A 26,086-nucleotide genomic window follows, 5' to 3' on the forward strand; every position below is an offset into this window, starting at 1 on the left:
TAGGGAAAGAGCTTCGTTACAGGCAAGGGAGAGAACCGGCGCGGAGTGCGTGGCCGCCGGTGTTGTCGTCGTCGGCCCAGACGACCTGCTTGCGGCCGGAGGCACACGTGGGCGCGATGGTGAAGCCTTCGAGGTTGTAGTTGGGGAGCTGGGCTGGGCGGTCGTAGGTCGTTGCGACGGTGAACTTGCCGTTCACGATCGTGAGCGCGGCGCTGCGGCCCTGGCAGTGGTTGTCGCAGGTTGACCACAGGCGGTCGGCTTCCGGCTCGAACTCGAGGTCCATGATGGACGGGAAGCCGCCGGTGAACGCGGCGATGCGGGTGAAGGTGCCGCCTGACTGGTTCAGGGCGTAGGCGTAGACCATGCCGTTGTCTTCGAGACCGACGAAGTACAGGCCGGTGCCGTGGTTGGCGTAGGAGCTCGGCTTGTAGGCGGCGTTCGTGCGCTGGTCGCGGAAGCCCTTCGCGGTGAGGAATGAGTCCGGTACCCAGGAGATCGCTTCGAGGCCGGAGTTGTCCTCGACCTCGGGAAGGTCCGAGGTGAGATCCCATTCGGCAACGGCGTTGACAGATTTCGCCGTGGAGCTCGGGTTGTAGCGGAGAACCTTCAGCAGGCTGGTGCTGTCGTCGTCACCGTCGCGTTCGGTCGCGACCACCAAGCCGTCCGGCGTTCGGACCACACCTTCGGCGTCGGGATCGCCGCTGCCGTCGCGATAGCTCAGCGACCGCGCGCCAATCGAGTCCGGCTTCCAGCGCGTTCCATCCCGGACCAAGCGGTACAACGTACTGGGCCCGTTCTTGACTGCCCACAACACATCCGGGCTCTCGAACGAGAGCCCACTCAGGTTCGTCCCGAACACATTGCTGCCGTCGGCAACAGTCACCGCCGGGCCACCAGGCCAGGGGGTGGCCGCGTGGGCCGGGGGAGCGATCAGGGACACCGCGACAACAACAGCGGAGACGGTCGTACGGCGGAACAGGGACACGTCGCGCTCCTTCCGGCCAACGGGGGGCGGGGCTCGCCACGGATGAGGTACTGTCGGCAGCGAAACTATAAGTAAACTTTCCTAACAGAAATCAGACTGTACCGACCGACCTCCGTCCCGGCAACCGTCCGGTGAGCACGGCGGCGGAATAGGAACGGCGGCGAAGTGATTGACAACTGAACCGACTACTCCTGTGGAGGCACAGCTTGAGCAACGCCGATACCGTCATCACCGCGCTTCGGAGCGGCTACGAGCGGCTCGCGGATCTGGTGGACAAGTTCGACGACGAGACCCTGGCCGGGCAGTCGGCGGCCACGGAGTGGGATATAGCGCAGGTGCTGAGCCACCTCGGCAGTGGCGCGGAGATCATGACCAACACCCTGCAGCTCGCGGTGGACGGGAAGCCGCCCGCCGCCGGTGACTTCAACCAGTCCGTCTGGGACCGGTGGAACTCGTCGTCTCGCCGTGAGCAGGCCGAAGGTTTCCTCGAGTGGAACGAGAAGCTGCTCGCGCTCTTCGAGTCGCTGACCGAGGACCAGCGCGACACCATCCAGATCGAGTTCTCCTGGCTGCCCGCTCCGATCGATTTGGCGACCTTCGCGCGGATGCGCCTCAGCGAGCTGACCTACCACTCCTGGGACGTCCGCAGTGCCTCCGACCCCGCGGCCACACTCGACGCGGCGGCGGTCCCCGAGATGCTGCAGACCGACCGCGACGTCAGCTGGATTACCAAACCCGCCGAGCTCAACGGACAGGCCGCCGTACTGACTGTTGTCACGACCGACCCGGCCGAGGAGTTCACCCTGCGGCTGGCCGACCCGGTCACGCTGGAGGCGACCAAGGCTGATGAGTCCGACGGCACGCTGACGCTGTCGGCCGAGGCGTGGCTGCGGCTCGCGGCCGGTCGCCTAGGCCCGGACCGTACGCCGGAATCGGTCGAGCTGACCGGTCCGATCAGCTTGGACACCCTGCGCAGCGTCTTCGGCGGCTACTGAGCCTCGACGGATGGTCGTAGTGGACGTACACCCACAGGATGATCAGGGGCCATCCTGTGGGTGGTCCCGGTAGTCGCAGCCGGGTGCCAACCTCCTCGAAGGGGAGTTCGATGAACCTTCGAGAGGGAGTTATGCGACCGATGAAGCGAGCGCTCGGGGCGTTGACCGCGGGCGTTGTCCTGGCCGCCGCGACAGTGCCGGCGATGGCTGGTACGGCGAAGATCGTGTGGAAGCCGTGTGCGGGAGAGCAGCCCGGGTATGAGTGCGGCACGCTGGTTCTACCGATCGACCGGAGCAAGCCCGGGGGACCGACGTTCGAGCTGGCCGTGAATCGGCACAAGGCGACCGATCCGACGCACCGGGTCGGCGTACTGTTCGTCAATCCTGGTGGGCCGGGCGGCTCGGGTGTGCAGTTCGCTGGGGATGCTGAGCAGTTCTTCTCGCCGCAGATCCTGGAGCGGTTCGACATCATCGGGTTCGATCCGCGCGGGGTTGCCGGCAGTAAGCCGGTGCTGTGCGACCAGGACCTGGTCGAGAAGCAGCAGGCGGCGATCTATCCGCGCACGGCCACTGAGTTCGCCCAGCTGGTCACGGTCGAGAAGCAGTTGCGTGCCGACTGCCGCGCGCGGACCGGACCGATGTACGACCACATGTCAGCGGTCGATGTCGCCGACGACATGGATGCACTGCGCGGCGCATTGGGTGAGGCGAAACTCAACTACTACGGCATTTCGTACGGCACGTTGTTCGGGCAGATGTACGCCGAGCGGTACGCCGACCGCGTGCGCGCCATGGTGATCGACTCGACCGTGGACCACAGCCTGGGCACCGAGGCCTTCCTGACCAGCGAGGCGCGAGCGGTCGAGGATTCGTTCCACGAGTGGGTGAAGTGGAATCAGCGAACGGCCTCGTCACCGCTGCATGGCCAGGACGCGGTGAAGATCTGGGACGGCTTGATGGCCAAGGCCGAACGCGATGCGCTGACCGATGCCGACGGCAACAAAGTGACCACGACCAAGTTGAAGGACGAAGCGGGCAGCATGGGCTACGGGCCCGATTGGCCTCGATTCAGTGCCTGGGTTGCCGCTCTGAACATCGGACAGAAGGCGTCCAGTCGTGCCGCTGCTCTGGGTGAGCCGGTCGCAGAGCCCGTCGCGGCCTCGCTGTGCAGCGACTTCAACTTCAGCATTCGCGATTTCAAGCACTACCAGCAGCTCACTGCGGCTGAGCTTCGAAACGCCCCACATGTCCGCGGTTCGCATTTGGGCCACGCCGCAACGACGGCCTGCCTGGCTTCACCGAAGGCCACTAATCCCCAGCACATCCCGATGCTCAGGACCCCGAATAAGATCCTGATGCTCAATTCGGCGCACGACCCGTCCACGCCGTACGAGTGGGCCGCAGCCATTCACGGTCAGAACAAGGCCGGCACGGTTCTGCTGAGCTATGGCGGCTGGGGGCACGGCGTCTACCCGTACACGGCGTGCACGCGGTCGACGACCGACAACTACCTGACGGCTTTGAAGGTCCCGGCCGGCAACCTGCATTGTGCAGCGCAGGAGCCGGCCGGGCCCAACTCAGATCAGGGGTAGCTGACCACATTCACCGGGACCGTGCCGGGTGGTGTGACTGCACCGGTGTCGTTGATGACGTGGGTGATGGTGCCCTGGTAGTTCAGCGACACCGTGCAGAGACTGTGGAAGCGCACGTTCGCGTTGTTGGGTGCCTCGAACGCGTTGTAGGCGCTGACCGAGGGGTTCACGTTGAAGAAGTTGTAGCTTCCCAATCCCCACGCCTCGTGCGAGGTGACGTTGTCGCCGACCTTGTACGCCGCGTATCCGTTGCGGCCGCTCGGTCGGTTCCAGCTCGCCTGGTTCGGGACGTCGTACGGCATCTCGTTCTGGAAGAAGATGGTCTTGCCGCCTTGGCCGTTCCAGATCACCTGGGTCTTCTGGTAATGCTCCACGAAGAGGCCGGTGGCCAGTACATTGTTGCCGTTGACAATCAATCCGGTATCCGCGGTCGCCTGGGTCCAGCCCCAGGTGCCCGCGTTCCCGTGATCCGCGCGCCAGGCCCAGATGTGGTCGATGATCGTGTGGTGGCTGTTGACGATCAGGCTGGTCGTCGCGTGGCCGGCGATCGATCCGCCGATCCGGAAGAACACGTCCTGAAGGGTTGTCGGGTTCGCGGAATGGTTCGCCGACGAGCCCGAGGGGCCGACGGTGAGCAGAGCTGCGGAATTCGTCGTACCGGCATCGAACAGCAGACCCTTGACCCGTACGCCGTCGACGTCGGCGACCTGCATCGCGTTGACGCCGTTGTCCGGGATCAGCGTCGGATAGCCGATGCCCAGTACGACGGTGTTCGCCCTGGTCACGTTGAGCGTCTGGTTCAGGTGGTAGATGCCCGGCGTGAAGAACAGGTTGCAGCCCGACGCGAGCGCCGAGTTGATCGTCGACGCGGTGTCGCCGGCCTTGACGACATAGAACTGGCTCATCGGGATCGACGTACCGGGGGTTGACCCGTTGGCCCAGCTCGCGCCCGAAGCGTTCGTGCGGAGCGACGGGGTGAACACGCGGTACTTACCCGCGCCGTCGAGGTAGAGATACGGCACGTCGCGGGAGACCGGTGTCGTGGCGAGGGTTGTCTCGGGCGGGTTCGGGAAGGTGGTCGGCGGGGCGCCGGGGGTGCCCGAGAAGACCATGTTCCAGACGCCGCCGTCCCAGCTGCCGAGGTTGCTGTCCCGCGTGTACCACTGCTGCTGCGAGATGGACGCGGTCTGTCCGGACACCTTGGAGTCGGCGATGTAACCGCCACTGGCGAAGCCGTAGCTGGCCGGGTACAGCTGCAGGTTGCCGCGGATATCCATCCGCCGGAACGGCGCCGCCTGCGCGACCGCCCAGCGGTTGGAACCACCGATCGGGTTGACCGCCATGTTCTCCGCGGACCGCCAGAAGTTCTGCAAGGCGACACCGTGGTCGGACTCGTTGAACGCATCGACCGTGATAGCGCCGTTGATGACGACATCGCCCGGGTTCTGACCGAGACCCGCGACCGAGGTGTAGTAGCCGACATCGTCGTGCACGCTGTACGCACCGGGCTTGAACAGATGCGCGATCCGCCCGCTGCCCATCTGGTGCGTGAGGGTGTCCTTCTGCGCGTTGAAGTCCGCATCGAGCTGCGCCTGGATCGCAGTGGACGACATGCTCGGGTCGAAGATCCGCGTGTTCGGCCCGAAGTTCGGTACGTCGGGCTGCGTCGTGCAGCTGACTTGCGTCGTACCGATCGTGTACGTCGCACTCGCGACCGCGGAGTTCGTGAGACCGGCCTTGATCCCGATCGCATTGACCGTCCGGGTGGACGGCACGCTGATCGGGCCGCTGTAGACAGTCGATGAAGCGGTCGGTGTCGACCCGTCGGTTGTGTACCGGATCGTGGATCCGGCGGTCGCCGTCGAGATCGTCACCGTCTGCGCGGTCGCGTAGCTGCCGCCGCCCGGCGAGAAGGTCGGCGTCGCGACGGTGGGCGTCGTCGTACCGCCGTGGGTGTAGCTGAAGTGCGGTGTGTCGTACTGCGGCCCGCTCTTCTCATACGTGAACCAGTAGTCGATGACGCTGCCCGACGACAGACCACCCACGGTCTTGCGCCACGTACCGCCACTCAGATCCATCCGGAAGTTCTGTTGACCTTGGCCCGCGACGATGTAGTGGACGTCGACATAGACCGCCGCCGTCGTCGGCGTGAAGGCAATCTGCGCCTGGGTCGCGCTGAGCGACGTGACCGTCTGCGTGTAGTCGTCAGCGGCCTTCGCTACGCCACCCACCAGGAAGCTCGAGCACACAGCCAGCACCACCGAGACAACCACCGCACGCCATCGACGGCGACGATCTCTTCTGGAACTCCTGAACACGGGGAACCACCTCCGGGGCGGTAGAGGGGATGAGGTGAGAGCGCTCTCATTTCAGCGGACCCTAGACCGATTCCCGCCCCGGCGGAAGAGCTCGCCCGTTAGCGAGCGTTCTTGATGGCGTCGATGATGCCCTGCTGCGTCACCGCGTTGTTGGCGCGATTGAACAGGCCGAAGCCGTACTGACCGTTGTGCCCGTTGTCCCAGTAGACGGTCGCGGCGCCGTACTTCTTCGAGGTCGACACCACGGCGCGCGCGTAGTCGGCGCGGTACCGGTTGTTTGTCGAGTCGGCCGAGGTCTTGTCGATCGAACCGTACTCACCGACGACCACCGGATAGCCGCGGACGACGAACTTGTCGTACATCAGCTTGAGCTGCGCATCCAGGTAGTCCTCCTGACCCCAGGTCGACTTCCGTGCCGGGTTGGTTGCCCCGCGCCCCCATTGGGTGATGGTGCCGTTCTCCTCACCGGCGAAGTCCCAGGGGGAGTAGTAGTGCACGGAGATCATGAGCCGCTGCTCGTTGGCCGGAATGGACGAGGACCGATACTGATCGGTCGGTACGACGAAGCCGTAGTTGCCGGCGGTGTAGTCGATATTGGTGTTCCAGCCGGGGACGAGCAACCAGCGCGAACTGTTATTACCGCCGGCTCGCCGTACGGTGTCGACGAAGATCTGGTTCCAGGCGTTGATATTCGAGTAACACGGCTGCGTGGGAGCGCCGTACTGGCCGTCGAAGTTCTCGTTCATCGACTCGAGAATCAGCCGGTTGTCATAGCTCTGGAATCGGGTGGCGATCTGCTGCCAGACCTTCAGGTACTTCGCTCTGATCTCGGTCTGATTGGCAGCATCGCAGATCAGCCAGGCATAGGGAATGGACTTGTAGCCGTCGCCGTGCATATTGATGATCACGTACAGGCCGCGGTTGTAGGCGTAGTTGACGACCTGCTGGATCCGGTTCAGCCAGGCGGCGTCGAGGGTGTAGTTCGGGCCGGCGCCGATGGTGCGCAGGTAGGAGACCGGGATCCGGATCGACTTGAAGCCGGCAGCCTTGACCTTGTCGATGAGTGCCTGGGTGATGGCCGGGTTGCCCCAGGCCGTCTCGCTCGGGTAGCCGTTGGAGTTGGCTTCGAGCTGGTTCCCGAGATTCCAGCCGACGCCGAGGTCGGCCACGATCTGAGCAGCACCGGCTTCAGGGCTAGCAGTGGCCGTGTTCGTCATACCAGGCACGACCATCAGAGCAGCAGTGAGCAGCGCAATTCTGAGCTTGCGTGAACCCATCGGAATATCTCCCTTCCGGGTCTGTCGAACGAAGCGTCGAAGCGCTTCGACGATGGGGGCGGATAGTTCGGGCAAGATCACCAGGGATTGGGCGGGATCCTAAGCGCGCCTCACCGCCGGTGACAAGACCTCGGAAGTTATCCGCCGGCAGGCAGTTGGTTGCCTGCGGCAAGGATCGTCGTACGCTCGGACTGGTAGCGGCAGCCGAGGGCATCGAACCTCGCCGCCGTGGCTCGCGCCGCCGCCGGATCATTGTCGAGGAGGGCTGCGGCTCGTTCGACCTGGGCTGCGGCGAGTGGGTTGCCGGACACGATGGTCTGGGCCTCGGTCAGGCGCGCGCGGGCGTCGGGGTGCCCCGCGAGTACGGCGGCCTCGGCGCGAAGGGCGACGTACCAGTGGTGCCAGATCCAGGTGACCCACTTCCAGATCTCCGAAGGGGGTCGGGCGATCCGCTCGAGTGCTTCGGGCAGTTGGCCGTTGTGGAGCAGGAGCGTGGTGTCGAAGACTGCGCCGTACCCGAAGGCGTGTTCTGGGGGAGTGTCGAGGTGATCGAAGATCTCCAACCACTCCTGGCGGGCGTCCTGATCGCCTTGGAGGCCGTGGATCATCGCGACCGCGGCGACGGCGGGGCCGAGGGATGCACGGGCTGGACTGCCTGCGCGTCGCCAGGCGTCGAGGAAGCGGACGCTGCCGGCGAGCACCTGGTCCACGTTGCCTGCAAAGGCGTCGGCGACCAGAAGCCAGCTTGTGGCGCGGTGACCGACTTCCGCAAGCAGGGGATGCTCGGCGAGTTGGGTCGCCCACCGTCGCGCCGCGTGCAAGTCTCCGGTACCGAGGCTGGCTTCGGCGGCTTCACCGAGCGCCTCGATCAGCTCATGCGTCGCAGCTGGCGTCACCGGTGCGGATGCGAGCAGGGTGACGCGGCGCTGAGTTGTCGTCGCGGCGGCGAAGGTGTCGCCAGCCCAGCTCTGCGCGCCGGTCAGTACGTCGAGCGCGATGGACTCGGCCAGCGCATCGCCTGCGCTGTGCGTCAACTCAACAGCTCGTACGGCGAGCGCGATCGTATCCGCGACGGAATTGCCGGGAAGGCCGTCCGCGGCGGTGATCGAAGCGTTGAGCGCCTGCCCAGCCTCGGCCACAGCCACCACGACGCTCGCGGCCTCGTCCTGACCGGCCAGCTCGCGGGCCTGGGCGACCAGCGCGTCGGACTCCTCCACGGGAAGCTGGCGCACGAACCCCGCGAACCGGTACGACGAGATGGCGATCGTCGCCAGATCGCGGGCCGCGCCAGCCGTGTTTCCGACGCTGAGGTCCGCCTCCGCCGCAGCGCGGTAGAGGCGGTACAGGTCGTCGCCCCGCATCCGGCACGCCGCTACGGCCGCGGCATTCCGCAGCTCGGTTGCCGCTTCCTCAGAGAGCGACGCCGCCTGCTCATACCGCAGCTGGGACTCGCCGATCAGCGTGCGGGTGAACGTCAGCTCGGCCAGCCGCTGAGCGAGGCGGTACGCGTTCGCACGCTGCTCCGGTTCCTGCGCCGCCCAGGCGAGAGCGGCGCGGAGGTCGTCGGCGACCGCATCGAACCCGGCTCGCCAGTCCGGTCGATCCACCGTCAGCCCGGCCGCCTGTTCCAGACACCAGCGCAGGTGCCGCGCACGGACCGCACTGAGCTCATCAGCGAGTTGCTCGGTCCCGTACTGACGAATCGTCTCCAGCGCCCGGTACGTCGTACCGCGCGGTGACGCCGTCACCACCAGCAGGCTCTGTTCGGCCAGCCGGGCCAGGCCGTCGGCCACCAGGAACTCGTCCGACTCGGCGACCTGAGCTGCCGCAGTGGCGGTGAATGGCGCGACGAACACGGACACCCGGCGAAGGAGCTCCTGGTCGACGGGATCCAGCAGCGCATGGCTCCAGTCCAGTGCCGCACGCACCGAACGATGCCGCTCGTTGGCGCGGAAGCCGCCGGTGAGCATGCGGAGCGGATGCGACAGTGCAGCCGTGATGCCGTCGAGCCCGAGGGTCCGATAGCGGGCCGCGGCCAATTCGATGGCCAGTGCCATCCCGTCCAGTCGCTCACAGATGACGGTGATCTGCTCACGCGCTGCCGCGTCCAACGTCGTACCGTCCACTGCCGCACGATCGAGGAACAACGCGACCGCATCCGATTCGCCGTCGACGGGGAGTGACAGCGGCGGGACCTGGTACACGTGCTCGAACGGCACCATCAGCTGGGCGCGGCTGGTCGCCAGTACGGTCAACCGTGGGCAGGTCGCGAGCAGCCGCTCGACGACGAGTGCCACGCCGTCCAGGACCTGCTCGCAGTTGTCGAGCACCAGCAAGGCGTGCCGATCCGACAGTGCGGCGATCACGGACTCGGTCATGTCGCGGCCCGGCTGCTCACCGAGGCCGAGGGTGGCAGCGATCGCGGTCGCGATCATCTCCGGATCGGTGACCGGGACAAGATCGACGTACCAGACCGTGTCGAAGTGCTCACCGGCTGCCTCGGCCGCTACCGCGAGCGCGAGCCGGGTCTTGCCCACGCCGCCGGGGCCGACCGCGGTCACCTCGCGACGGGTCGTGATCAGCCCGATCAGAGCCGCCTGCTCGCCGGCCCGGCCGACGTACGAGGTGAGCACCGCAGGCAGCACCGGCGCCACGGGTACCGCGCCGGCGCTGGTCGGCTCGGGTGCACGGTGGGCGAGCGCCCGCCGATCCGGTACCTCGAGCTTGCGCAGCAGGGAGGAGACATGGCTCTCCACGGTGCGCACCGAGATGCTCAGCCGCGCCGCGATCTCCGCGTTGCTGAAGTGCGCCCCGACCAGTTCCAGCACGTCACCTTCGCGAGGCGAGATGTCGACAGTGGCGGTCACCGCCCAATCTTCCCTCATTTCAGTGGCGGGATCCGTACCCCTATCCGTGGTGAGGTTTCCGTGGTCGGCACGGATGTGGCGAGGGCGCTCCCAACGGCAAGCTGTGACTACAGCAAGCAACGGACCACAACAGGAGCGACCGTGACCACCCAGGGAATCAAGACCGTGCTGCACCCCGTGTCTGACCTCACCAAGGCCAAGGCCGTGTACGCCGCCCTACTCGGCATCGAGCCGCAGACAGACTCGCCGTACTACGTCGGTTTCGACGCCGAGGGCCAGCACATCGGCCTGGTACCCGACGGCGGACCGCAGGGCATGACCTCGCCGGTCACGTACTGGCACGTGCCGGACATCGCCGCCAAGCTCGCCGAGGTCACCGCAGCCGGCGCAACCGTGCAGGAAGCCCCGCACGAGGTCGGCGGCGGCCGGGTGGTCGCCACTGTCATCGACGTCGACGGAAACGTCCTCGGACTCATCCAGGACCGCTGAACCACCTCCACCTCTCGTTAGCAAAGGACACCGCCATGAACACTCTCGCCTCCGTCACCGTCGAAGCCTCCGACCCGACCGCCGCCGACGCCTTCTACCGAGCCACCGGCCTCGACACCTACGTAACAGTCCGCGGCACCGACAAGCCGTCCACCGGCTTCCGCGGCTTCGCCCTCTCCCTGGTCGCCTCCCAGCCCGGCGACGTCGACGCCATCATCGGAGCCACCGCCGCAGCCGGCGCCACCACCCTCAAGCCCGCCACCAAGAGCTTCTGGGGCTACGGCGGCATCGTCCAGACCCCCGACGGAACGATCATCAAGGTCGCCAGCTCGAGCAAGAAGGACACCGCTCCCGTCACCGGCACCATCGACCAGGTAGCCCTCCTGCTCGGCGTCGACGACGTCAAGGCCAGCAAGCGCTTCTACGTAGACAACGGCCTGGCCGTAGGCCGCAGCTTCGGCGGCAAGTACGTCGAGTTCGACACCCCGTCCTCCGCCGTCACCCTCGCCCTCTACCCCCGCCGCGCCCTGGCCAAAGACACCGGCATGCCCCAAGAAGGCACCGGCTCCCACCACCTGGTCCTAGGCACCGACGCCGCCCCCCTCACCGACCCCGACGGCTTCATCTGGGAGACCACCTCGGCCTGACAGCACCCACAGGCCGGCCGCAGCCCCGGCCGGCCAGGAGTCGTGATCAACGGGCGTTCTCCCAGGGTCGGGGTGCCCGAAGGCAGACAGGTTTCTCCAGCAGCAGACCGACACTCGCCACCGCCCACGGAAACCTGCCGAACAGCCCACGCCTCGCACCCGACTCCCGGCCACCGCCGTCAAGGTGTGGGCAAATTGAGTGCGCAATCAGCCCCCAAACAGCCCACACATTCCCTTGTAAATAAGGGGTTCTGAGCTCGAAAACTGTCGGTGGCCGTGTCTAAGCTGTTGGGTATGGAGATGTTGGCGATGCCCCCGGTGTACACGCAGAGCAGCAGCGAACTGCTGTCGCGTCTGGACACCCTGAAGGCCGCCAAAGCCCTGATCGAAACCGACGAACTCCAAGTACTGGCCCGTCTCGACGAGATGGGCGCCGCGGCCGAGCTCGGTGCCCGCGACACCGTCGAGCTGGTCTCCGAACGCTACCGCGTCGATCGTGCGGAGGTCCGCAAAGATCTCGCCTTCACTGGTGCCCTGCGCAAGTACCCGGCCGTGACCGCCGCCCTGCCCGACCCGGCCGACCCCGCGCACCCGTCGGTGCTGTCGGTCGAACAGGCCAAGGTCATCGTCACCACTCTGGAGAAGGCTCCTTCGTCGGTGCCGGTCGAGACCCTGACCGTGGCCGAGGAGCAGATGATCAACGCTGCCCGCGTGTCCAACCCTCGCAAGCTCTTCGAGTTCGGCCAGACAGTCCTCAGCCGGCTCGATACCGATGGCATGGAACCGGCCGAAGACGAAGCAGCCGCGAAAGAATCCCTGCGGATCCGGCGCGTCGAGGGCGGCGTCAGGTTCACCGGTTTCTTGGCCGGTGCCAGCGCCGAGCAGTTCCAGACCCAGATGCACGTCTTGTCCAAGCCGCACAAGACCATCGACGGCGAACGCGACCCGCGCACTCTCGACCAGCGACAGGCCGACGCCCTGAAAACCACCATGGACGCCGCCGCCGGCAACCCCGACCACCCCGGCGTCCCACACCTCACGGTCACGATCGACTTCAACGACCTCAAAGCCGCCACCCTCGCCGCTTTCGGCGGCACCACCGGCACCGCCGCGGCCGACGCCGACGCGACCAGAGCCGGTACAGCTGGAGTCGCTGCGAACGGGGCCGGTGCGGCCGGTCAAGGTGGCGGAGTAGGTGAGCTGGTATTCGGCGGCAACCTATCCGCCGGCGCCGTCCGCCTCCTAGCCTGCGACGCCGCAGTCCTGCCGATCGTCCTCGGCGGCGACTCCCAACCGTTGGATGTAGGCCGCGAACAACGCTTCGTCAACCGCTACATCCGCCGCGCGTTGAACAAACGCGACAAAGGCTGCGTCGTCTGCCAAGCACCACCCTCGATGTGCCACGCCCACCACCTCATCCACTGGGCCGCAGGAGGCCCCACCAACCTCCAAAACCTCGCGTTACTGTGCGCCGTCCACCACCGCGCCGTCCACGACGGCCAATGGGCCCTGTCCATCACCACCGAAGGCGTCCAGGTCACCCGCCCGACCTGGGCCGACCCGCCCCGCACCGACCCCGCCGCACTCGCCGACGTCATCAACTGGGTCACCCCTGCCCACACCCACCCCCACAGCAACAGCGATCCCGGCCGGGACGGTGTCAGCAACGCCAGTGCCGACTGGAGTGGCCACGGCGGCGTCACCAGCAACCCGACACACGAACAACCGGCCCGCCTGCCGGCCGCCAGCACCCTCCCCAACCCCGCACTGGCCGCCGCCCGCGAAGCCCTCCGGACTTGGCTCACCGCAGTGGCACCCAACTACACCGACCCCTGGGGCACCAACACCACCCCCACAGCCGGACCGTAGAAACCCCACCACCCGGTCCATCGCCCCCAACGCTCCACCACCCATCACCCCACCGCGGCAGCCGGTCCCCAGACCGGCCCGCGGTCCTACCCATGCCCACCGCAGTTTCCAAGCAGCAACCTGAGCCGCCCCGGAGTGTTCGAAGGCTGCTCAGGTGGACGGGTGGAGGGGCAGGCGGTTGTGGTGAGGCGGGGTTTCGGGTCGACGGAGGACTGGTCGTGCGGTTGATGTTTCGGCAGTCCTGGGTGGATCAGCTGCCAGCAGACCTCTTCCCGCACGCCAACCACACCACCGGATCAGCCGCCAACCCCGTGACTTCCAAGCAGCACCCACACCGACGGGTCAGTCGCAGGCCACCTGATCCCCAACCAGCACCTACACCAATGGGTCTGCTGCAAAGCAAAGCCACCGATCCCCGCGACAGCAACTAAAGCGATGGATCAGCTGCAAGCCGCCGGATCCCCGAGGCGGCAACCACAGCCCGTCAGCCCCAGGTAACGAGCAGGCGGTCGCCCGCAGGAACCATCCCGCTCAGCCATCGGATCGCTCAGCCAACCTGCTTTTGGTCGGCCGCAGCGGCGATCAACCACCGCGCACGTCGCCGGCCGAGTCCACTAGGCAGCCGAGTCGACGCCTGCTCGCGCCGCGACGTCAACAGGAAGCCGCATCCGAGAGCGGCAACCACGGCGAGGGGTCCGCTTTTTGGTCGGCCGGAGCGGTGATAGCCACCGCGGAGTCGTCGGGCGAGGCAACACCCAGGGTTCGACGTGGGTGTTTGCCGCAGGCGAGGTGCGGTCGTCTCAGGCGTCGCCGGTGGCTCCGTGGGGCTGGATGCGATGAACATCCCCGAAGGACCACACCTCGGCGGAGGGTTAGTAGTTGCAGACGTCGACTCCGGGGATGTAGCCGTCATAGCCGGAGTTGATCTGGGACTCGTGGACGTAGCCTTGGGGGCCGTTGTGGACGACGATGTAGTACCAGGCCTCGGAGCCGGCGATGACGTCTCCCCAGTGTTGGCAGACGACGTGGACGGTCCAGCCGCGGTTCATGGTGGTGTAGTTGGTGCACCCGAGTCCTGGCTGGGATGGGTGTGTCGGGTGGTAGCAGTCGCGCAGTTTGGCGCCGGTGTACAGGACGGTGCCGGGGTGCCACGAGGCGTTGGCCGGTAGTGCGGTCGTGGCGGCGAGGCCTAGGCCGACGGCGGCCGCGATGATGGCGATCCTTCGCTTCATCTCGCATCTCCTTGCTCGGTGGAACCACCACCATCGACCCGCAGCAAGCCGCACCGAACGAGTTGTGCACGAAACAGGAAGCGACGCACAACCTCTTGCCGGACGGAGGGTGAGGGTTACTTCGGGGAATCGAGTGTGCTGGTGAGGATCTGGTCGGCCTGGGTTGGGGTGAGGGTGTTGGTGAGGACCAGGGTGGACAGGCCGATTGCGGTGGCTAGCAGGTGGTGGGCTTTGGGTTGGTGGCCGTCGAGGAGGAGGGTGAAGAGGGCGGCCAGGTCTGTGTAGCCCTGTTGGAGGTGTTTGGCGAGTGCCGGGTTGGTGAGGGCGTGGGTTTCGAAGGACCGCTGGATTCGGAAGAGTCGGCGGTCGTCTTCGGTGCGGGGGATCAGGACGGCTAGTACGGCGCGGAGGACGTCGTGCGGGTGGTCGCCGGTGGCGCGGGCCTGCACTCGGGCGGCGCCGAGGTCGTTGATGGCGGTGAAGGCGGCGTGGAGCAGGTCGTCCTTGGTGGGGAAGTAGTGCTGGACCCGGCCGATCGAGACGCCGGCTTGGTCGGCGACTCGCCGTACCGTCACGTGGTCGACGCCGCCGGTGTCGACGAGTGCGAAGACTGCTTCGACGATCGCGGTTCGCCGCTCGTCGTGGGCGGCACCCTGACCTCTCACGGCGTTAGCCTCCTGAGCAGAACAATACGCTAGTATTGATTAGGTGAGGACCTCATGGTGAAGATACTCGCGCTCGCGCTGGCCGCTCTGCTTCCGGCGCCGGTGGTTGCCGTTGACGATCCGCTGGTTGTGCGGATCGAGCAGGGTGCGGTCCGCGGCGTCAAGAAGGGGGAGTACCGCGAGTTCAACGGCATCCCGTACGCCGCGCCGCCGGTCGGCGCATTGCGGTGGCGCTCACCGCAGCCCGCGGCGGCGTGGACCGGCGTACGGGCGGGCTCAACAATCGGACCGCGGTGCGCTCAGGCGGAGTCCGCGACTGGTACGCCGCCCAGTACCGAGGAGGACTGTCTCTATCTGAACGTCACGACGCCAGCCAAAACTGGACCGCGCAAACCGGTGATGGTCTGGCTGCATGGCGGCGGGTTCGTGGAGGGGTCGGGTGGTGAGTACGACCCGCATCGGCTGGCGGTCCGCGGTGAGGTGGTCGTGGTGACGATCAACTACCGCCTCGGCATCTTCGGGAACTTCGGCTATCCCGGGCTCGAAGGCTCAGGGGCTTTCGGGATCGAGGATCAGCAGGCCGCGCTCCGGTGGGTTCGGCAGAACGCGGCCGCTTTCGGAGGCGACCCGGGCAACGTCACGTTGTTCGGGCAGTCGGCTGGTGGGCAAAGCGTGTGCGCGCAGCTCGCGGCGCCCGCTGCGGCGGGCCTGTTCCACAGAGCGATCATCCAGAGTTCGTTGTGTACGTCGCCCATCCCGGCCAACGCGCTGGCGCCCGGACTGCCGTCCGTTTCACCGTGGGAGGCGGTGGCGAGTGTCGCCGCTCGGGGCCGATCCGTTGCCACCGACCTCGGTTGCGCCACCGTCGACTGCTTGCGGCTGAAGCTCGCGCCGGATCTGATGCCGGTCTTCGGCCACTTCGCCGGACTCGCATACGGCAGTTCGACGCTGCCGGAGAATCCGGCTGAGAGCCGAGCGCACGACGTACCCATGCTGTCCGGTACGACGCGCGACGAGATGACGTATGTGCAGGGCATGATCGATCAGGCGACTCAGCCGCTCACCAGCCGGCAGTATCGCGACTACCTGGTCAAAGCATTCGGCGAGGACGCCGGCCGAGTCGCACGCCGCTATCCACTGAGCAGCAAAGTCCCGCCGAGCCGGACCTGGGCGTCGGTCACGACCGACAGCGCGTTCGCCTGTCCGACCTTGAAACGCAACCAGGCCTTCGCGCGCCACGTTCCGACGTACGCGTATGAGTTCGCCGACCGCACCGCGCCGCCGACCTTGCCGCCCGCAACCTACCCGTACGGCGCCTATCACTCGGCCGACGCGTTGTATCTCTTCGCGTTGCGAGGCGGTGTCGCCAACCCACCCCTCACCAGCACCCAGCGACGCCTGTCAGACGCGATGATCGACTACTGGTCGGCCTTCGCCCGCACCGGTAACCCGAACATGCCGGACCTCCCGCACTGGCCGCGGCTACACCCGACCGATGTCGTCGCTCAATCTCTCGCACCCACCATTCAGAGGACCAATCTGAGCCGCGCGCACAATTGCGATCTGTGGAGCACGATCGAGTTTTGAGATGCGTTATTGCCGGAGCACCTCCTGTGGGGCGACGGGAGGTGCTCCGGGGTTCAATAAAGCTGAATTCAGATTTTGCCGGTACCGGCTCCACCGGTGACGATCGACTTCACACTTTCGGCGGCGTCGACCACGTAAGAATAGGGAATCGCCGCGACGCTGCCGGCATTTCGGGAAACCGGGGTGCCCGAGTTGGCCAGGTAGTTGTTGAGGAGTTTGACGTTGCCTTCCGGTGAGTCGCCGGTCTGGGCGACGACCGTCTTCGACACGCCTTCGAAGTAGTTCCGTTCGACGTAGACACCGGCGTTGCAGGTCGAGGCGACGCCGTACCCGCTGGTGCCTCGGTAGTAGTTGTTGAAGACGTGGACCGGGTTGCCGAAGCGGACCCGGGGGTGTCGCTGGGTGGTGCCGTCGAACCAGTTCGCGTAGTAGGTCACGCGCAGTTTGCCGCGGTCCTCACCGCCGTTGTCGTCGCTGTGACCGATCAGCCCGACCTTGTCGTGGTTGGAGAACTTGTTCCACGACACGGTCACGTAGTCCGAGGCGCGCTTGACGTCGACAGCCCCGTCGTACCCGTTGCTGAAGCTGTTGTGGTCGATCCAGACGCGGGTCGAGTACTGCACGTTGATCGCGTCGTCATCCCAGTTGCGGAAGTTGAGGTTGCGGATGATCACGTTGCTGACGCTCGCGACGTTCAGGCCGCCGCCGACGATCGCCGAACCGCTGCCGACGCCGATGATCGTCTTGTTGGCGGCGACCTTGTTCATCCCGGACAGGGTGATCGTGCCGGAGACGCGGATGACGCGCGCTCCGCTGGCTTGCATATTGCTGATCAGGGCGGCGGCGGTCGTCACGGTGACGGCTGAGGCGCTGCCGCCGCCGGTCGTGCCGCCTCCCTGCGTTGCCCAGCCTTGCAGCGCGTACGTCGATGCTGCGGCCTTGGGTAGGAGTTGCGGTGCGGCGACCGTGGTGCCGGCGGTGGCCGTCAGGACGGCTGCCACCACCAGGAAAGGCAGCCGTCGAGTGATGGATCGCATGGGAAAACCTCCAGTGAAACGGGGCGGGACTGAGAGGAAAACGCTTTCCATCGAAGAATTTACAAAGCGGCACCGGTCAGGTCAAGAGTTCACATGAACAGAAATCGAAGCGATTCGATAGAACGTTCAAATCGTGAAATAGAACTAAACCCTTCATATCTCTCGCGCCAGACCTTGACGGACTGCGGAGGATCGGCCAAAATACCAGCACTGTTAACGTTAACACCCTGGTGAGGTCGACGTGAAGATCCGCATCCGCCCCATGCTCCACGCAGCCATCGCAGTCCTTGCTCTCCTCGGTGCGCAGGTCGCCCACGCGAACGCGGCCGACACACCCCCCGAGCGCCCGGCGGCGGCGCCGTACGTCGGTTATGTGTTCAGCTACTTCACCGGCAACTCGGTCGCCGGCGAGAAGATCTACTTCGCTGCCAGCCGCGGCAACACCGCGCTCAAGTGGGACGAGCTCAACAATGGCCAGCCCGTGCTCGAGTCCACCAAGGGCACCCTCGGCCTGCGCGATCCGTTCCTGATCCGCTCTCCTGATGGTGGCCGCTTCTTCCTGATCGCCACCGATCTGTCGATCGGCCGCAACGGCGACTGGGATGCGGCGCAACGCCGAGGCAGTCGCTACCTCGAGGTCTGGGAGTCCACCGACCTGGTCAACTGGTCCGAGCAGCGCCATGTCCTCGTGTCGCCCGAGACCGCCGGCAACACCTGGGCGCCCGAGGCCTACTGGGACACGGAACTCCAGCAGTACGTCGTCTTCTGGGCATCGAAGCTGTATGCCGCAGACGACCCCGGCCACACCGGTTCGACGTACAACCGGATGCTCTACGCAACGACTAGCGACTTCCGAACCTTCAGTGCACCGAAGATCTGGCAGGACCGTGGCGAGTCCCGCATCGACTCGACCGTGATCAAGGAGAGCGGCACCTACTACCGCTTCACCAAGGACGAAGGCGGTGGCGGCACCGGCTGCTCGGACATCATCCAGGAGAAGTCGTCGTCGCTGACCGCAGTCGACCTGCCGGGGAAACCCAAGTGGGCGATGCAGGATTCGTGTATCGGCCGGGACGCGGGGACCTCGGCGGTCGAAGGCCCGACGGTCTTCAAGGCCAACCCCGGCGACACGCCCGGCTCCAAGTACTACCTGTTCGTCGACGAGTACGGCGGCCGCGGCTACATCCCGCTCGGCACCAACGACCTCGAAGCACCGAACTGGAAGGTCCCCACGAAGTACTCGCTACCGTCCAGCCCTCGGCACGGCACGGTGATACCGGTCACCCAGGCCGAGCTCGACCGCCTACGCAGCGGCATCGTCCTGCCAGACCCGGTCAAGGCGGATGCGAACGGACTGGTCGCCCACTACCCCCTGAACCAGAGCACCAAGGCAACCGACACAACAGGGCACGGGTACGACGGCGTCGTGGCCGGCGACGCGAGTTGGGCCAGTGATGCACTTACCCTCGGCGGTACCAACGGTCACGTGAAGCTGCCCAACAACCTGATGGCCGGGCTGACCGCGACCACAGTCTCGACCCGGGTCTGGATCGACGCCGGCCAGACCACGCCGTACTTCATCTGGGGACTGGGCAATACCGCGAACAACATCGGCAACGGCTATCTGTTCACGACCGGCAACGCCTACCGTACGTCGATTGCCAGCGGCAACTGGTCGACCGAACAGACCGCGTCGTCGTCGAGCGCCGTACCGCGTGGTGCCTGGAAGGCGCTCACCTACACGCTCACTGCGCAAGGCGTCGCCACGATCTATCTCGACGGAGTTCAGGTCGGCCAGAAGACCGGTGTCACCATCGACCCCGGCGACATCGGCGGCGGGCGCACGGCGGCCAACTACATCGGGCGTTCCGTCTACACCTCCGACAAGTACCTCAAGGGCAAGGTGCGCGATTTCCGGCTCTACAACCGAGCCCTGTCGCCCGCCGAGGTCCGCGACCGGGACGCCGATCCGCGCGCGATCCTGGGCGCCGACGCAGAAGGCCTGAAGGTTCCCGCGGTCATCGACGACGCGTCGACACCGGTTCGCCCGACTATCGTGTCGGCTACGCGACCGCGACGAGTGTCGACGGACCGTGGACCTACCGCGGTGTCATCCTCGAGAAGGACCCCGCGCAAGGCATTCTCGGCACCGGCCACAACTCGATCATCCAGGCCCCCGGCACCGACGACTGGTACGTCGCCTACCACCGCTTCGGTATGCCGAATGGAGACGGGACTCATCGCGAGACCACCATCGACCGGCTGACCTTCGCCCCCGACGGGACGATGGCGAAGGTCAAGCCGACCCTGACCGGATCAGGGATTCACGATGTGGTCACCAACCAGCGCTAGGGACTGGATCGCCGCCAGACCGTAGAGCGCCGTCGCGTTCGTGGAGACCCACTTGGCAACCTCGGTCGGGTTGAGGGTGGAGTCGACCGGGTCGGCCTTCCACGGCAGGCCCGGACCATAGCCGTCCCCGGTATAGAACTCCTTCCACGCCCGGTTCGCGAGATCGTCGCGCTGCAATCGCACCGCGGCGTACGCCGTGAGCCGGGCATGGCCCTGCCGGAGGATCAGGTTGCCGAAGTACGCGCCGCACTCGGCTGTCTGCTCGGCGCGGGTGCCGTTGAAGAGCCGGCAGTACTGCAACCAAGCCGCCTCGAACGCCGGCATGTCCACCAGGTCGATCAGTTCGGCGCAGATCTCCACCTGACCGAACATCGCACTCAGGTGGGACACGCTCACCGTCTTCTCGGTGACGGGCGCGAAGCGGCCGGTGTCCAGGTCGTACAGCCCGCCGCCGGTGACGAAGCCATTGGGCATCGCCGCGATCGTCTCCATCGTCCCGAGCAGTTTCGCTTTGGCAATCGTTGCCTTCGGCCCCTGACGCTCCCACTCGGTCAGCCACGCAGCGGCCAAGCCGCTCCAGTCCGTCCCGAGCCCGATGGACAACGCGTGCGGATCCGGCGTGTACGGCTCGGTCCGGATCTTGCGGATCGGGTCGAGGACCAGGAAGGTCCGGTCGGAATCGACCAGTTCGGACAGCAGATCACCAGTGCGTTCATCGGCGGTCAGGTAGTAATAGAACCGCCGATAGATCGCCGTACTGATCCGTTGCTGTTTCGCGCTGTCCGCCCAATGCTGTACGCCGTGCCGCGTGCCAAGGCCGGCCCACTTGCCAAGGTGATAGACGTCGACCTCACCGGTGTGCCGAGTCATCGCCTCCGCGAAGCGGAAGATGTCGGCGCGACCGGACCGCAGGAACGAGTACCACAGCCACAAGTCAGGCGAGAGCTCCGAGTTGTCCCAGGCATACCCACCGACGTCGTACCGCCAGACCGACCGGTCCTCGTCGAACGAGTGCATGACATCGCCGTAGTCCCAGAACCCGTACCAGTGTCGCGACTCGACCTGGCCACGGTAGTAGTCGAAGAGGAAGTCCAGATGATCCTCGATCGACTTCTTCGCCGGCACCGACCGGTCGACCGGACTGATCAGCCCGCCGAAGACCCGCGTCGACATCAGCTGGTCCACGGGGTTGATCAGCTGAGGCGGTACGCGCAACTGGTCCGCCATGTCGCCCAGCCGAGCCACCGTCGGTGTCGCGGCCACTGCCCACAGCATGAGCTCCGACGTCCGCGCGATCCCGTACGGCGTTCCGAACCCAGGCTCGTAGTCCTCGTAGGTGATGTTGAGGCCCTCGAGCTGTTCGGGGTACGTGTCCTGTCCCATGCCGTCGTGGTAGAACCGCGTGTCCATCGGACCGGCGTCCGGCGACCACAGCCACACCGTGACCTCGGCCTCGTCGGTCGCCGCGTCCCGAATGTCCAGTTGGGTGGGATGCCGCTGCCAGAAGTCGCGCAGTCCGAACGCCACGCCGCCGCTGACACCGCCGACGTACCCGAGTCCGGACGCGCGACGCCCTTGGTCCACAGGGATCCAGCCGTATCCCTTCGCGGTCCGCTTCTTCACCGTGAAGCCGTCGGCGGTGAGCTGGCTCAGCGAGTAGTCGCCCCACTCGGGGATGTACTGCAGCCGTGTGGTGACCCGCTGGTCCCAGGTCGACGGGTCCGGCAGCTTGGTCCCGGCCACCTGCGCGGCGCGGACGACGGCACCCGGATCGCGTCGCAGTCCGGTGATTCCCTTGACCGCCTCGGCGACCATGCCGTGGTTCTCGCCGACGAATCGGACATGCCGGTCGTACGCCGGATCGCGCAGCGGCACGCGGAATCGCACGCCCAGCCCGGCGATGTGGTCCTTCTGACCGTCCCGGTCGTAGACGAACGTGTGCACGATCCGCACGTTCTCGGCGCCGGCCGCGAAGTACAGCCGGATCGAGAAGGGCAGCCAGGTCTTGCCCTTGCGGGACTTGTGCCGGCCCTCGACCCGCACGACCGCTCGGACGGGACCGGTCTGCTCGACGGTGACGCGGGTGATGTCGCTCTCGTAGCGCTCCCGGACGCTCCCGCTCTCCTCGTCCTCCGGAATCCTTTCCTGCCTGAGGTTCACGAGCTTGCCCTGTCGCGCGATCAGTACGTCGCCACGCCAGATCTGGCTGATCACCTCGGACCCGTGCTTGCGGATCCGCGCCCTGATCACGCCGGTGTCGACATCGACGTACTGTCGCTCGTCCTTGACCGTGACCGGGTGCGGCGGGGCGGCCGGCGTACCCGGACCAAGCGTGTACGAATCGGCCGGCTCGGCCACCGCGATGGCATGCGCACTCCACTTGAGTGAGCCGTCGGGCCAGTAGGCGAGCGGTCTGCTCTGCATCGGTACGGCGCTGCCGTCGGGTGCCGTCAGTGCGAACGACTGGCCGGCCGGTACGGCGCCCTTCGGCCACGGCGTACCCCAGTTGGTGACGGCTGCCGTGGCGGGCTTCCCCTCGAGCCAGGTGAGCTTCACTTCCGAGGGCGCGGCGAAGGCTGCCGGGGTATCGAGCAGCGACACCACGGGGACGGCGGCCATACCTGCTAGGACTGTGCGTCGGGAGATCTCCATACCGGTCCACCTCTGTCATGTCGGTGTTCGGGGATCAGGGTCAGGTTCTGAATCGCGGCGAGCGCGTACTGCGACGCGTCGTTGGTGCTGACGAATGGCGCCTCGTCGACCGGCATCAAGGAACCGGTCACCGGCGTGGTCCGCCATTCCGCCTCGCGCTGCAAGGCGTTGCGGTTGAGTTGATCGCCTTCGTCGACGAAGAACGCGCGCCAGGCCAGGCGGGCGAGCTCGACGTCACCGGTCCGAGCCGCGGCGTACGCGGCCAGCCGGCTGTGTGCCTGAACGAGCGAGATGCCTTGCAGCGCGGCGCCGACCTCGGCGGCCTGCCGCTCCGGCGGCAACAGATAGAGCCGGCAATAGTCGAGCCAGGCCTTCTCGAACCCCGGTACGTCGAGGTCCAGGTCGATGAGTTCGGCGCAGATCTCGGGGAGTCCGAAGACCGCGGACAGGTGGGAGACCGAGATATCCCGCCGACTCGTGTCGAAGCGCCCGGTCGACACATCGAGCGCGGCATTGCCGGTCAGGAATCCATAGCGAAGTACGGCGATATCGGCCATGGTGCCGAGAAGCCGCGAGCGGGCGCGCTCGTCGCCGTACCGCTCCCAGCGCGTGAGCCAGCTGGCGGCGAGAGCACCCCAGTCGACGCCGAGCCCGACCTCCAGCGCACGCGGGTCCGGGGTGTAGTCGTTGGTGCGCACTTTGCGCAGCGGATCCACAGATAGGAAGGTCTCCTCGGCGGTGGCCAGCTCGTCCAGCAGATCGCCGGTGCGTTCGTCGGCGGTGAGGTAGTAGTAGAACCGGCGATAGATCGCGCTGGAGATGCGCAGCTGCTTGCAGCTGCAGCCCCAATGCTGCACGTTGTGCCGCGACCCAAGACCCTTCCAGCGGCCGAGATGATGGACATCGACTTCACCGGTGTGCCGAGTCATCGCCTCCGCGAACCGGAACACGTCGGCCCGGCCGGTCCGCAGGTACTGGTACCAGAGCCACAGGTCCGGCGAGAGCTCCGAATTGTCCCAGGCATAGCCACCGACGTCGTACCGCCAGGTGTGCCGGTCGCGATCGTAGGTGTGCATGACATCGCCGTAATCCCAGAATCCGTACCATCGGCGCTGCTCGCGCTGGCCGACGTAGTACTGGAAGAGGAAGTTCAACCGGGCCTCGAGGTCCTGGTGATCGGCGGTCGGCAGGCTCCAGGTGCCGAAGACACCGGCCTCCAGCATCCGGTTGGGGGAGACCGTCAGGAGACCGGGGGAGTCGAGTAGCGCAGTGTGTCGCGCGAGATCCTCGGCAGTCGGGGTGCTGTCGTGGACCCGCAGCGTCAGCTCGTGGGTGCGGGCGATGCCATGGGCGTTGCCGAAGCCTGGTTCGTAGTCCTCATAGGTGATCTCGAGACCTTCGAGCTGCTCGGCGTGACTGTCCTGGTCCATGCCGTCGTGCCAGTACCGGACGTCCATGGCTGGTGCGCTGGGCGACCACATCCAGACCGTGGCGGTCGCGAGGTCAGTGGCTGCATTGCGGATGTCGAGTCTGGTCGGATGGAGCTTCCAGAAGTCGCGCAGTCCGAAGCCCAGTCCGCCGGTCGCACCGCCGACGTACCCGTAGCCCGGCGACCTGGTCCCGGCAGGCACGGTCACCCAGGCGTGCTCGGGGCCGGTGCGTTTGCGCAGGGTGAAGCCGTCGGCGCTGCTCTGGTCGAGCGTGTAGTCGTTCCACTGCGGGATGAGCTGCAGGCGGCCGGACACCTCAGGGTTCGGGATCTCGCCGATCGCTTGCCCGGTTGTCTGGGCCTGCTTGACCTCTGCACCCGGGTCGCGACGCAGACCGGTCAGTCCGCGGACGGCTTCGGTGAGGAAGCCGGATGGACCGGCCAGTCTGATGTGACGGTTGTGCGGTTCGTCGCGCATCACCAGGTCTGCGCTGAGCCCGAGGCCGGCCAGGAAGTCCCGGTCCGGATCGCCGTCCCAGACGAAGCTGTGGATGATCCGTACGTCGGTCGCGCCCGCGTAGAAGTAGAGCCGCACCGAGAACGGAAGCCAGTCGCCATGCCTTCCCTCGAGCTTGACCACCGCCCGGACGGGCCCGGACTGCTCCACAGTGATGGTGTCGACCGTCGCCGTCGTCCGCCTCCGATCGCGGCCTCGGACCCGGTCCCCGTCATCGTCCTCGTCCGGGGCATCCTGGCGCAGGCTAACCAGCCGGACGTCCCGCACGATCTCGCGGTCGTCGATGCGAATGGACGAGATCAGCAGGGGCGCACTGAGCGCCCAGGCAACCGCGCCGGTCGTCACCCGGATCTCTGCGCCCGCGTGCTCCGCGCCGGCCTGGTCCGCACCCACCTCCTCCACGCGGACCGGGTCGGGCGGCTCGGTCGGCTGACCTTCGACTACCTCGTACGACGAGGGTGGGTGCTCGGCGGGGCCGATCGCGTGCGTGGACCATTTCACCGAACCGTCGGGCCAAGTCGCGGTCGTCCAGCTCTGCACCGCCGTACCGTCGGTCAGCGCAAACTGTGTGCCGTCGGCAACCGTTCCACGCGGCCAGGGGACACCCCAGGTCACGCCCTGCCGGCAGGGCGTCTCGAGCCAGTGCACCGTGGTCATTCCTTCACCGACCCGATCAGCACGCCCTTTGCGAAGTGCTTCTGCAGGAAGGGGTAGAAGAACAGGATCGGCAGCGTCGCGACGACCACCACCGCGAACTTCAGGCCCTGCTCGGGGAAGGTCACCGTCTCGAGTTGCTGCAGGACGTTCGCCGAGTCCGCGTTCGCCGCGGTCAGCTGGCGGACGATCATCTGCAGCGTCCACTTCTTGCTGTCGTCGATGTAGAGCAACGGCGACATGTAGTCGTTCCAGATCCCGACTGCGTAGAACAACGAGAAGGTGGCGATGATCGGCTTCGACAGCGGCAGCACGATCCGCAGGAAGACGTTCAGCTCGTTGCACCCGTCGATCCGGGCTGCCTCTTCGAGCGCCTCGGGCAGTTCCTGGAAGAAGCTCTTCACGACGATCAGATAGAACGGGTTGATGGCCAGCGGCAGGATCAGCGCCCAGTAGCTGTCCAGCAGGCCCAGGTCACGCACGACCAGGTAGGTCGGGATCATGCCGCCGCTGAACACGAGGGTGAAGATCACCAGGTTCAGCACCAGTGCACGTCCAGGCAGGAAGCGTTTGGCCAGGGGATAAGCCATGGTCAGCGTGAGCGTCAGCTGGACGATGGTTCCAACAGCGGTCACGCAGATCGTGGTCAGAAGTGCGCGGACGAACGTGTCGGTGGAGAAGATGTATTGATAGGTGTCGGTGACGAACTTCTCCGGCCAGAGAAAGAACGGCCGCGAACTGATCTCCGACTCGGTGGCGAACGATCCCGCCAGGACGTAGATCAGCGGCAACACGGTGATGAGGCCGAGGCCGCACAGCAACACCACATTCAGTACGTCGAACAACCGGCTGCCGCGCGAGTCGTAGTACCGGACGGTCCGCCGCTTGTGTCGGGTGGGTGACTTCTTCAGCATCTGCTCGA

The 26,086-nt window shown here is 66.3% G+C and carries 16 protein-coding genes and 2 pseudogenes; 8 read left to right on the forward strand and 10 right to left on the reverse strand.

Annotated elements, in window-relative coordinates:
• Positions 1 to 16: 16 nt before the first annotated feature.
• Positions 17 to 985, reverse strand: coding sequence for an SdiA-regulated/phytase-like domain-containing protein (locus ABD231_RS29295; protein ID WP_344158909.1), 969 nt, complete (start codon positions 983 to 985; stop codon positions 17 to 19).
• 206 nt (positions 986 to 1,191) lie between these two features.
• Here ABD231_RS29295 and ABD231_RS29300 point away from each other — a divergent pair, with 206 nt between their 5' ends.
• Together ABD231_RS29300 and ABD231_RS29305 are read left to right on the forward strand one after the other, a co-directional pair.
• Positions 1,192 to 1,980 carry a maleylpyruvate isomerase family mycothiol-dependent enzyme gene (locus tag ABD231_RS29300; RefSeq protein ID WP_344158911.1) on the forward strand — a complete coding sequence of 263 codons (789 nt, stop codon included), beginning with the start codon at positions 1,192 to 1,194 and terminating at the stop codon, positions 1,978 to 1,980.
• Between the two features lie 140 nt (positions 1,981 to 2,120).
• On the forward strand, positions 2,121 to 3,572 hold the full coding sequence (locus ABD231_RS29305) for an alpha/beta fold hydrolase (RefSeq protein ID WP_344158913.1): 1,452 nt from the start codon (positions 2,121 to 2,123) through the stop codon (positions 3,570 to 3,572).
• Here ABD231_RS29305 and ABD231_RS29310 read toward each other — a convergent pair.
• The 3 genes from ABD231_RS29310 to ABD231_RS29320 all read right to left on the reverse strand — a co-directional run bounded on the left by ABD231_RS29310 (position 3,563) and on the right by ABD231_RS29320 (position 10,034).
• Positions 3,563 to 5,833, reverse strand: coding sequence for a chitobiase/beta-hexosaminidase C-terminal domain-containing protein (locus ABD231_RS29310; protein WP_344158915.1), 2,271 nt, complete (start codon positions 5,831 to 5,833; stop codon positions 3,563 to 3,565). The genes ABD231_RS29305 and ABD231_RS29310 overlap by 10 nt on opposite strands.
• A gap of 155 nt (positions 5,834 to 5,988) precedes the next feature.
• The gene (locus ABD231_RS29315) at positions 5,989 to 7,167 is read right to left on the reverse strand and encodes a glycoside hydrolase family 5 protein (RefSeq protein WP_344158917.1); all 1,179 of its coding nucleotides are present in this window, start codon (positions 7,165 to 7,167) and stop codon (positions 5,989 to 5,991) included.
• Positions 7,168 to 7,304: 137 nt separating this feature from the next.
• Positions 7,305 to 10,034 carry an ATP-binding protein gene (locus ABD231_RS29320; RefSeq protein ID WP_344158919.1) on the reverse strand — a complete coding sequence of 910 codons (2,730 nt, stop codon included), beginning with the start codon at positions 10,032 to 10,034 and terminating at the stop codon, positions 7,305 to 7,307.
• A gap of 141 nt (positions 10,035 to 10,175) precedes the next feature.
• Here ABD231_RS29320 and ABD231_RS29325 point away from each other — a divergent pair, with 141 nt between their 5' ends.
• The 3 genes from ABD231_RS29325 to ABD231_RS29335 all read left to right on the forward strand — a co-directional run bounded on the left by ABD231_RS29325 (position 10,176) and on the right by ABD231_RS29335 (position 13,039).
• On the forward strand, positions 10,176 to 10,523 hold the full coding sequence (locus ABD231_RS29325) for a VOC family protein (RefSeq protein ID WP_344158921.1): 348 nt from the start codon (positions 10,176 to 10,178) through the stop codon (positions 10,521 to 10,523).
• Positions 10,524 to 10,558: 35 nt separating this feature from the next.
• A complete protein-coding gene (locus ABD231_RS29330; RefSeq protein WP_344158923.1) occupies positions 10,559 to 11,170 on the forward strand; it encodes a VOC family protein in 612 nt (203 codons plus the stop codon).
• 294 nt (positions 11,171 to 11,464) lie between these two features.
• A complete protein-coding gene (locus ABD231_RS29335; protein WP_344158925.1) occupies positions 11,465 to 13,039 on the forward strand; it encodes an HNH endonuclease signature motif containing protein in 1,575 nt (524 codons plus the stop codon).
• Positions 13,040 to 13,911: 872 nt separating this feature from the next.
• Here the strand turns inward: ABD231_RS29335 and ABD231_RS29340 are convergent.
• Both ABD231_RS29340 and ABD231_RS29345 read right to left on the reverse strand, forming a co-directional pair.
• Entirely contained in the window at positions 13,912 to 14,271 is a 360-nt protein-coding gene (locus ABD231_RS29340; protein WP_344158927.1) for a hypothetical protein, read from the reverse strand.
• A gap of 116 nt (positions 14,272 to 14,387) precedes the next feature.
• The gene (locus ABD231_RS29345) at positions 14,388 to 14,936 is read right to left on the reverse strand and encodes a TetR/AcrR family transcriptional regulator (RefSeq protein WP_344158929.1); all 549 of its coding nucleotides are present in this window, start codon (positions 14,934 to 14,936) and stop codon (positions 14,388 to 14,390) included.
• 54 nt (positions 14,937 to 14,990) lie between these two features.
• On the opposite strand from ABD231_RS29345, the gene ABD231_RS29350 reads away from it, so the two are divergent.
• Positions 14,991 to 16,523 (forward strand): carboxylesterase/lipase family protein, encoded by a 1,533-nt coding sequence (locus ABD231_RS29350; RefSeq protein WP_344158931.1) that lies wholly within the window; start codon positions 14,991 to 14,993, stop codon positions 16,521 to 16,523.
• Between the two features lie 68 nt (positions 16,524 to 16,591).
• Here ABD231_RS29350 and ABD231_RS29355 read toward each other — a convergent pair whose 3' ends face one another.
• Complete coding sequence (locus ABD231_RS29355; protein WP_344158933.1) at positions 16,592 to 17,560, reverse strand: pectate lyase family protein; 969 nt, start codon at positions 17,558 to 17,560, stop codon at positions 16,592 to 16,594.
• A gap of 262 nt (positions 17,561 to 17,822) precedes the next feature.
• Between ABD231_RS29355 and ABD231_RS29360 the strand changes: the two are divergent.
• Positions 17,823 to 19,499: pseudogene (locus ABD231_RS29360) on the forward strand (LamG-like jellyroll fold domain-containing protein); the annotation flags it as partial.
• A gap of 155 nt (positions 19,500 to 19,654) precedes the next feature.
• A pseudogene (locus tag ABD231_RS42255) lies at positions 19,655 to 19,912 on the forward strand (family 43 glycosylhydrolase); the annotation flags it as partial.
• Here the strand turns inward: ABD231_RS42255 and ABD231_RS29365 are convergent.
• The 3 genes from ABD231_RS29365 to ABD231_RS29375 are packed head-to-tail and all read right to left on the reverse strand — an operon-like array spanning position 19,877 to position 26,078.
• Positions 19,877 to 22,564 carry an exo-rhamnogalacturonan lyase family protein gene (locus ABD231_RS29365; protein ID WP_344158937.1) on the reverse strand — a complete coding sequence of 896 codons (2,688 nt, stop codon included), beginning with the start codon at positions 22,562 to 22,564 and terminating at the stop codon, positions 19,877 to 19,879. The pseudogene ABD231_RS42255 and the gene ABD231_RS29365 overlap by 36 nt on opposite strands.
• Positions 22,537 to 25,167 carry an exo-rhamnogalacturonan lyase family protein gene (locus ABD231_RS29370; RefSeq protein WP_344158939.1) on the reverse strand — a complete coding sequence of 877 codons (2,631 nt, stop codon included), beginning with the start codon at positions 25,165 to 25,167 and terminating at the stop codon, positions 22,537 to 22,539. Before ABD231_RS29370 ends, ABD231_RS29365 begins: the two co-directional genes overlap by 28 nt.
• Positions 25,164 to 26,078 carry a carbohydrate ABC transporter permease gene (locus ABD231_RS29375; RefSeq protein ID WP_344158941.1) on the reverse strand — a complete coding sequence of 305 codons (915 nt, stop codon included), beginning with the start codon at positions 26,076 to 26,078 and terminating at the stop codon, positions 25,164 to 25,166. Before ABD231_RS29375 ends, ABD231_RS29370 begins: the two co-directional genes overlap by 4 nt.
• Between the last annotated feature and the right edge of the window lie 8 nt (positions 26,079 to 26,086).

It is taken from the genome of Kribbella yunnanensis, from assembly GCF_039529655.1.
In the GTDB taxonomy this organism is placed as follows: Bacteria; Actinomycetota; Actinomycetes; order Propionibacteriales; family Kribbellaceae; genus Kribbella; species Kribbella yunnanensis.

Bases quoted from the DNA above. Each gene is read 5' to 3' on its own strand.
- ABD231_RS29350 (WP_344158931.1), top strand. From the start codon at position 14,991: ATGGTGAAGATACTCGCGCTCGCGCTGGCCGCTCTGCTTCCGGCGCCG.
- ABD231_RS29330 (WP_344158923.1), top strand. From the start codon at position 10,559: ATGAACACTCTCGCCTCCGTCACCGTCGAAGCCTCCGACCCGACCGCC.
- ABD231_RS29365 (WP_344158937.1), bottom strand. From the start codon at position 22,564: ATGGAGATCTCCCGACGCACAGTCCTAGCAGGTATGGCCGCCGTCCCC.
- ABD231_RS29315 (WP_344158917.1), bottom strand. From the start codon at position 7,167: ATGGGTTCACGCAAGCTCAGAATTGCGCTGCTCACTGCTGCTCTGATG.
- ABD231_RS29305 (WP_344158913.1), top strand. From the start codon at position 2,121: ATGAAGCGAGCGCTCGGGGCGTTGACCGCGGGCGTTGTCCTGGCCGCC.
- ABD231_RS29340 (WP_344158927.1), bottom strand. From the start codon at position 14,271: ATGAAGCGAAGGATCGCCATCATCGCGGCCGCCGTCGGCCTAGGCCTC.
- ABD231_RS29370 (WP_344158939.1), bottom strand. From the start codon at position 25,167: ATGACCACGGTGCACTGGCTCGAGACGCCCTGCCGGCAGGGCGTGACC.
- ABD231_RS29335 (WP_344158925.1), top strand. From the start codon at position 11,465: ATGGAGATGTTGGCGATGCCCCCGGTGTACACGCAGAGCAGCAGCGAA.
- ABD231_RS29355 (WP_344158933.1), bottom strand. From the start codon at position 17,560: ATGCGATCCATCACTCGACGGCTGCCTTTCCTGGTGGTGGCAGCCGTC.
- ABD231_RS29375 (WP_344158941.1), bottom strand. From the start codon at position 26,078: ATGCTGAAGAAGTCACCCACCCGACACAAGCGGCGGACCGTCCGGTAC.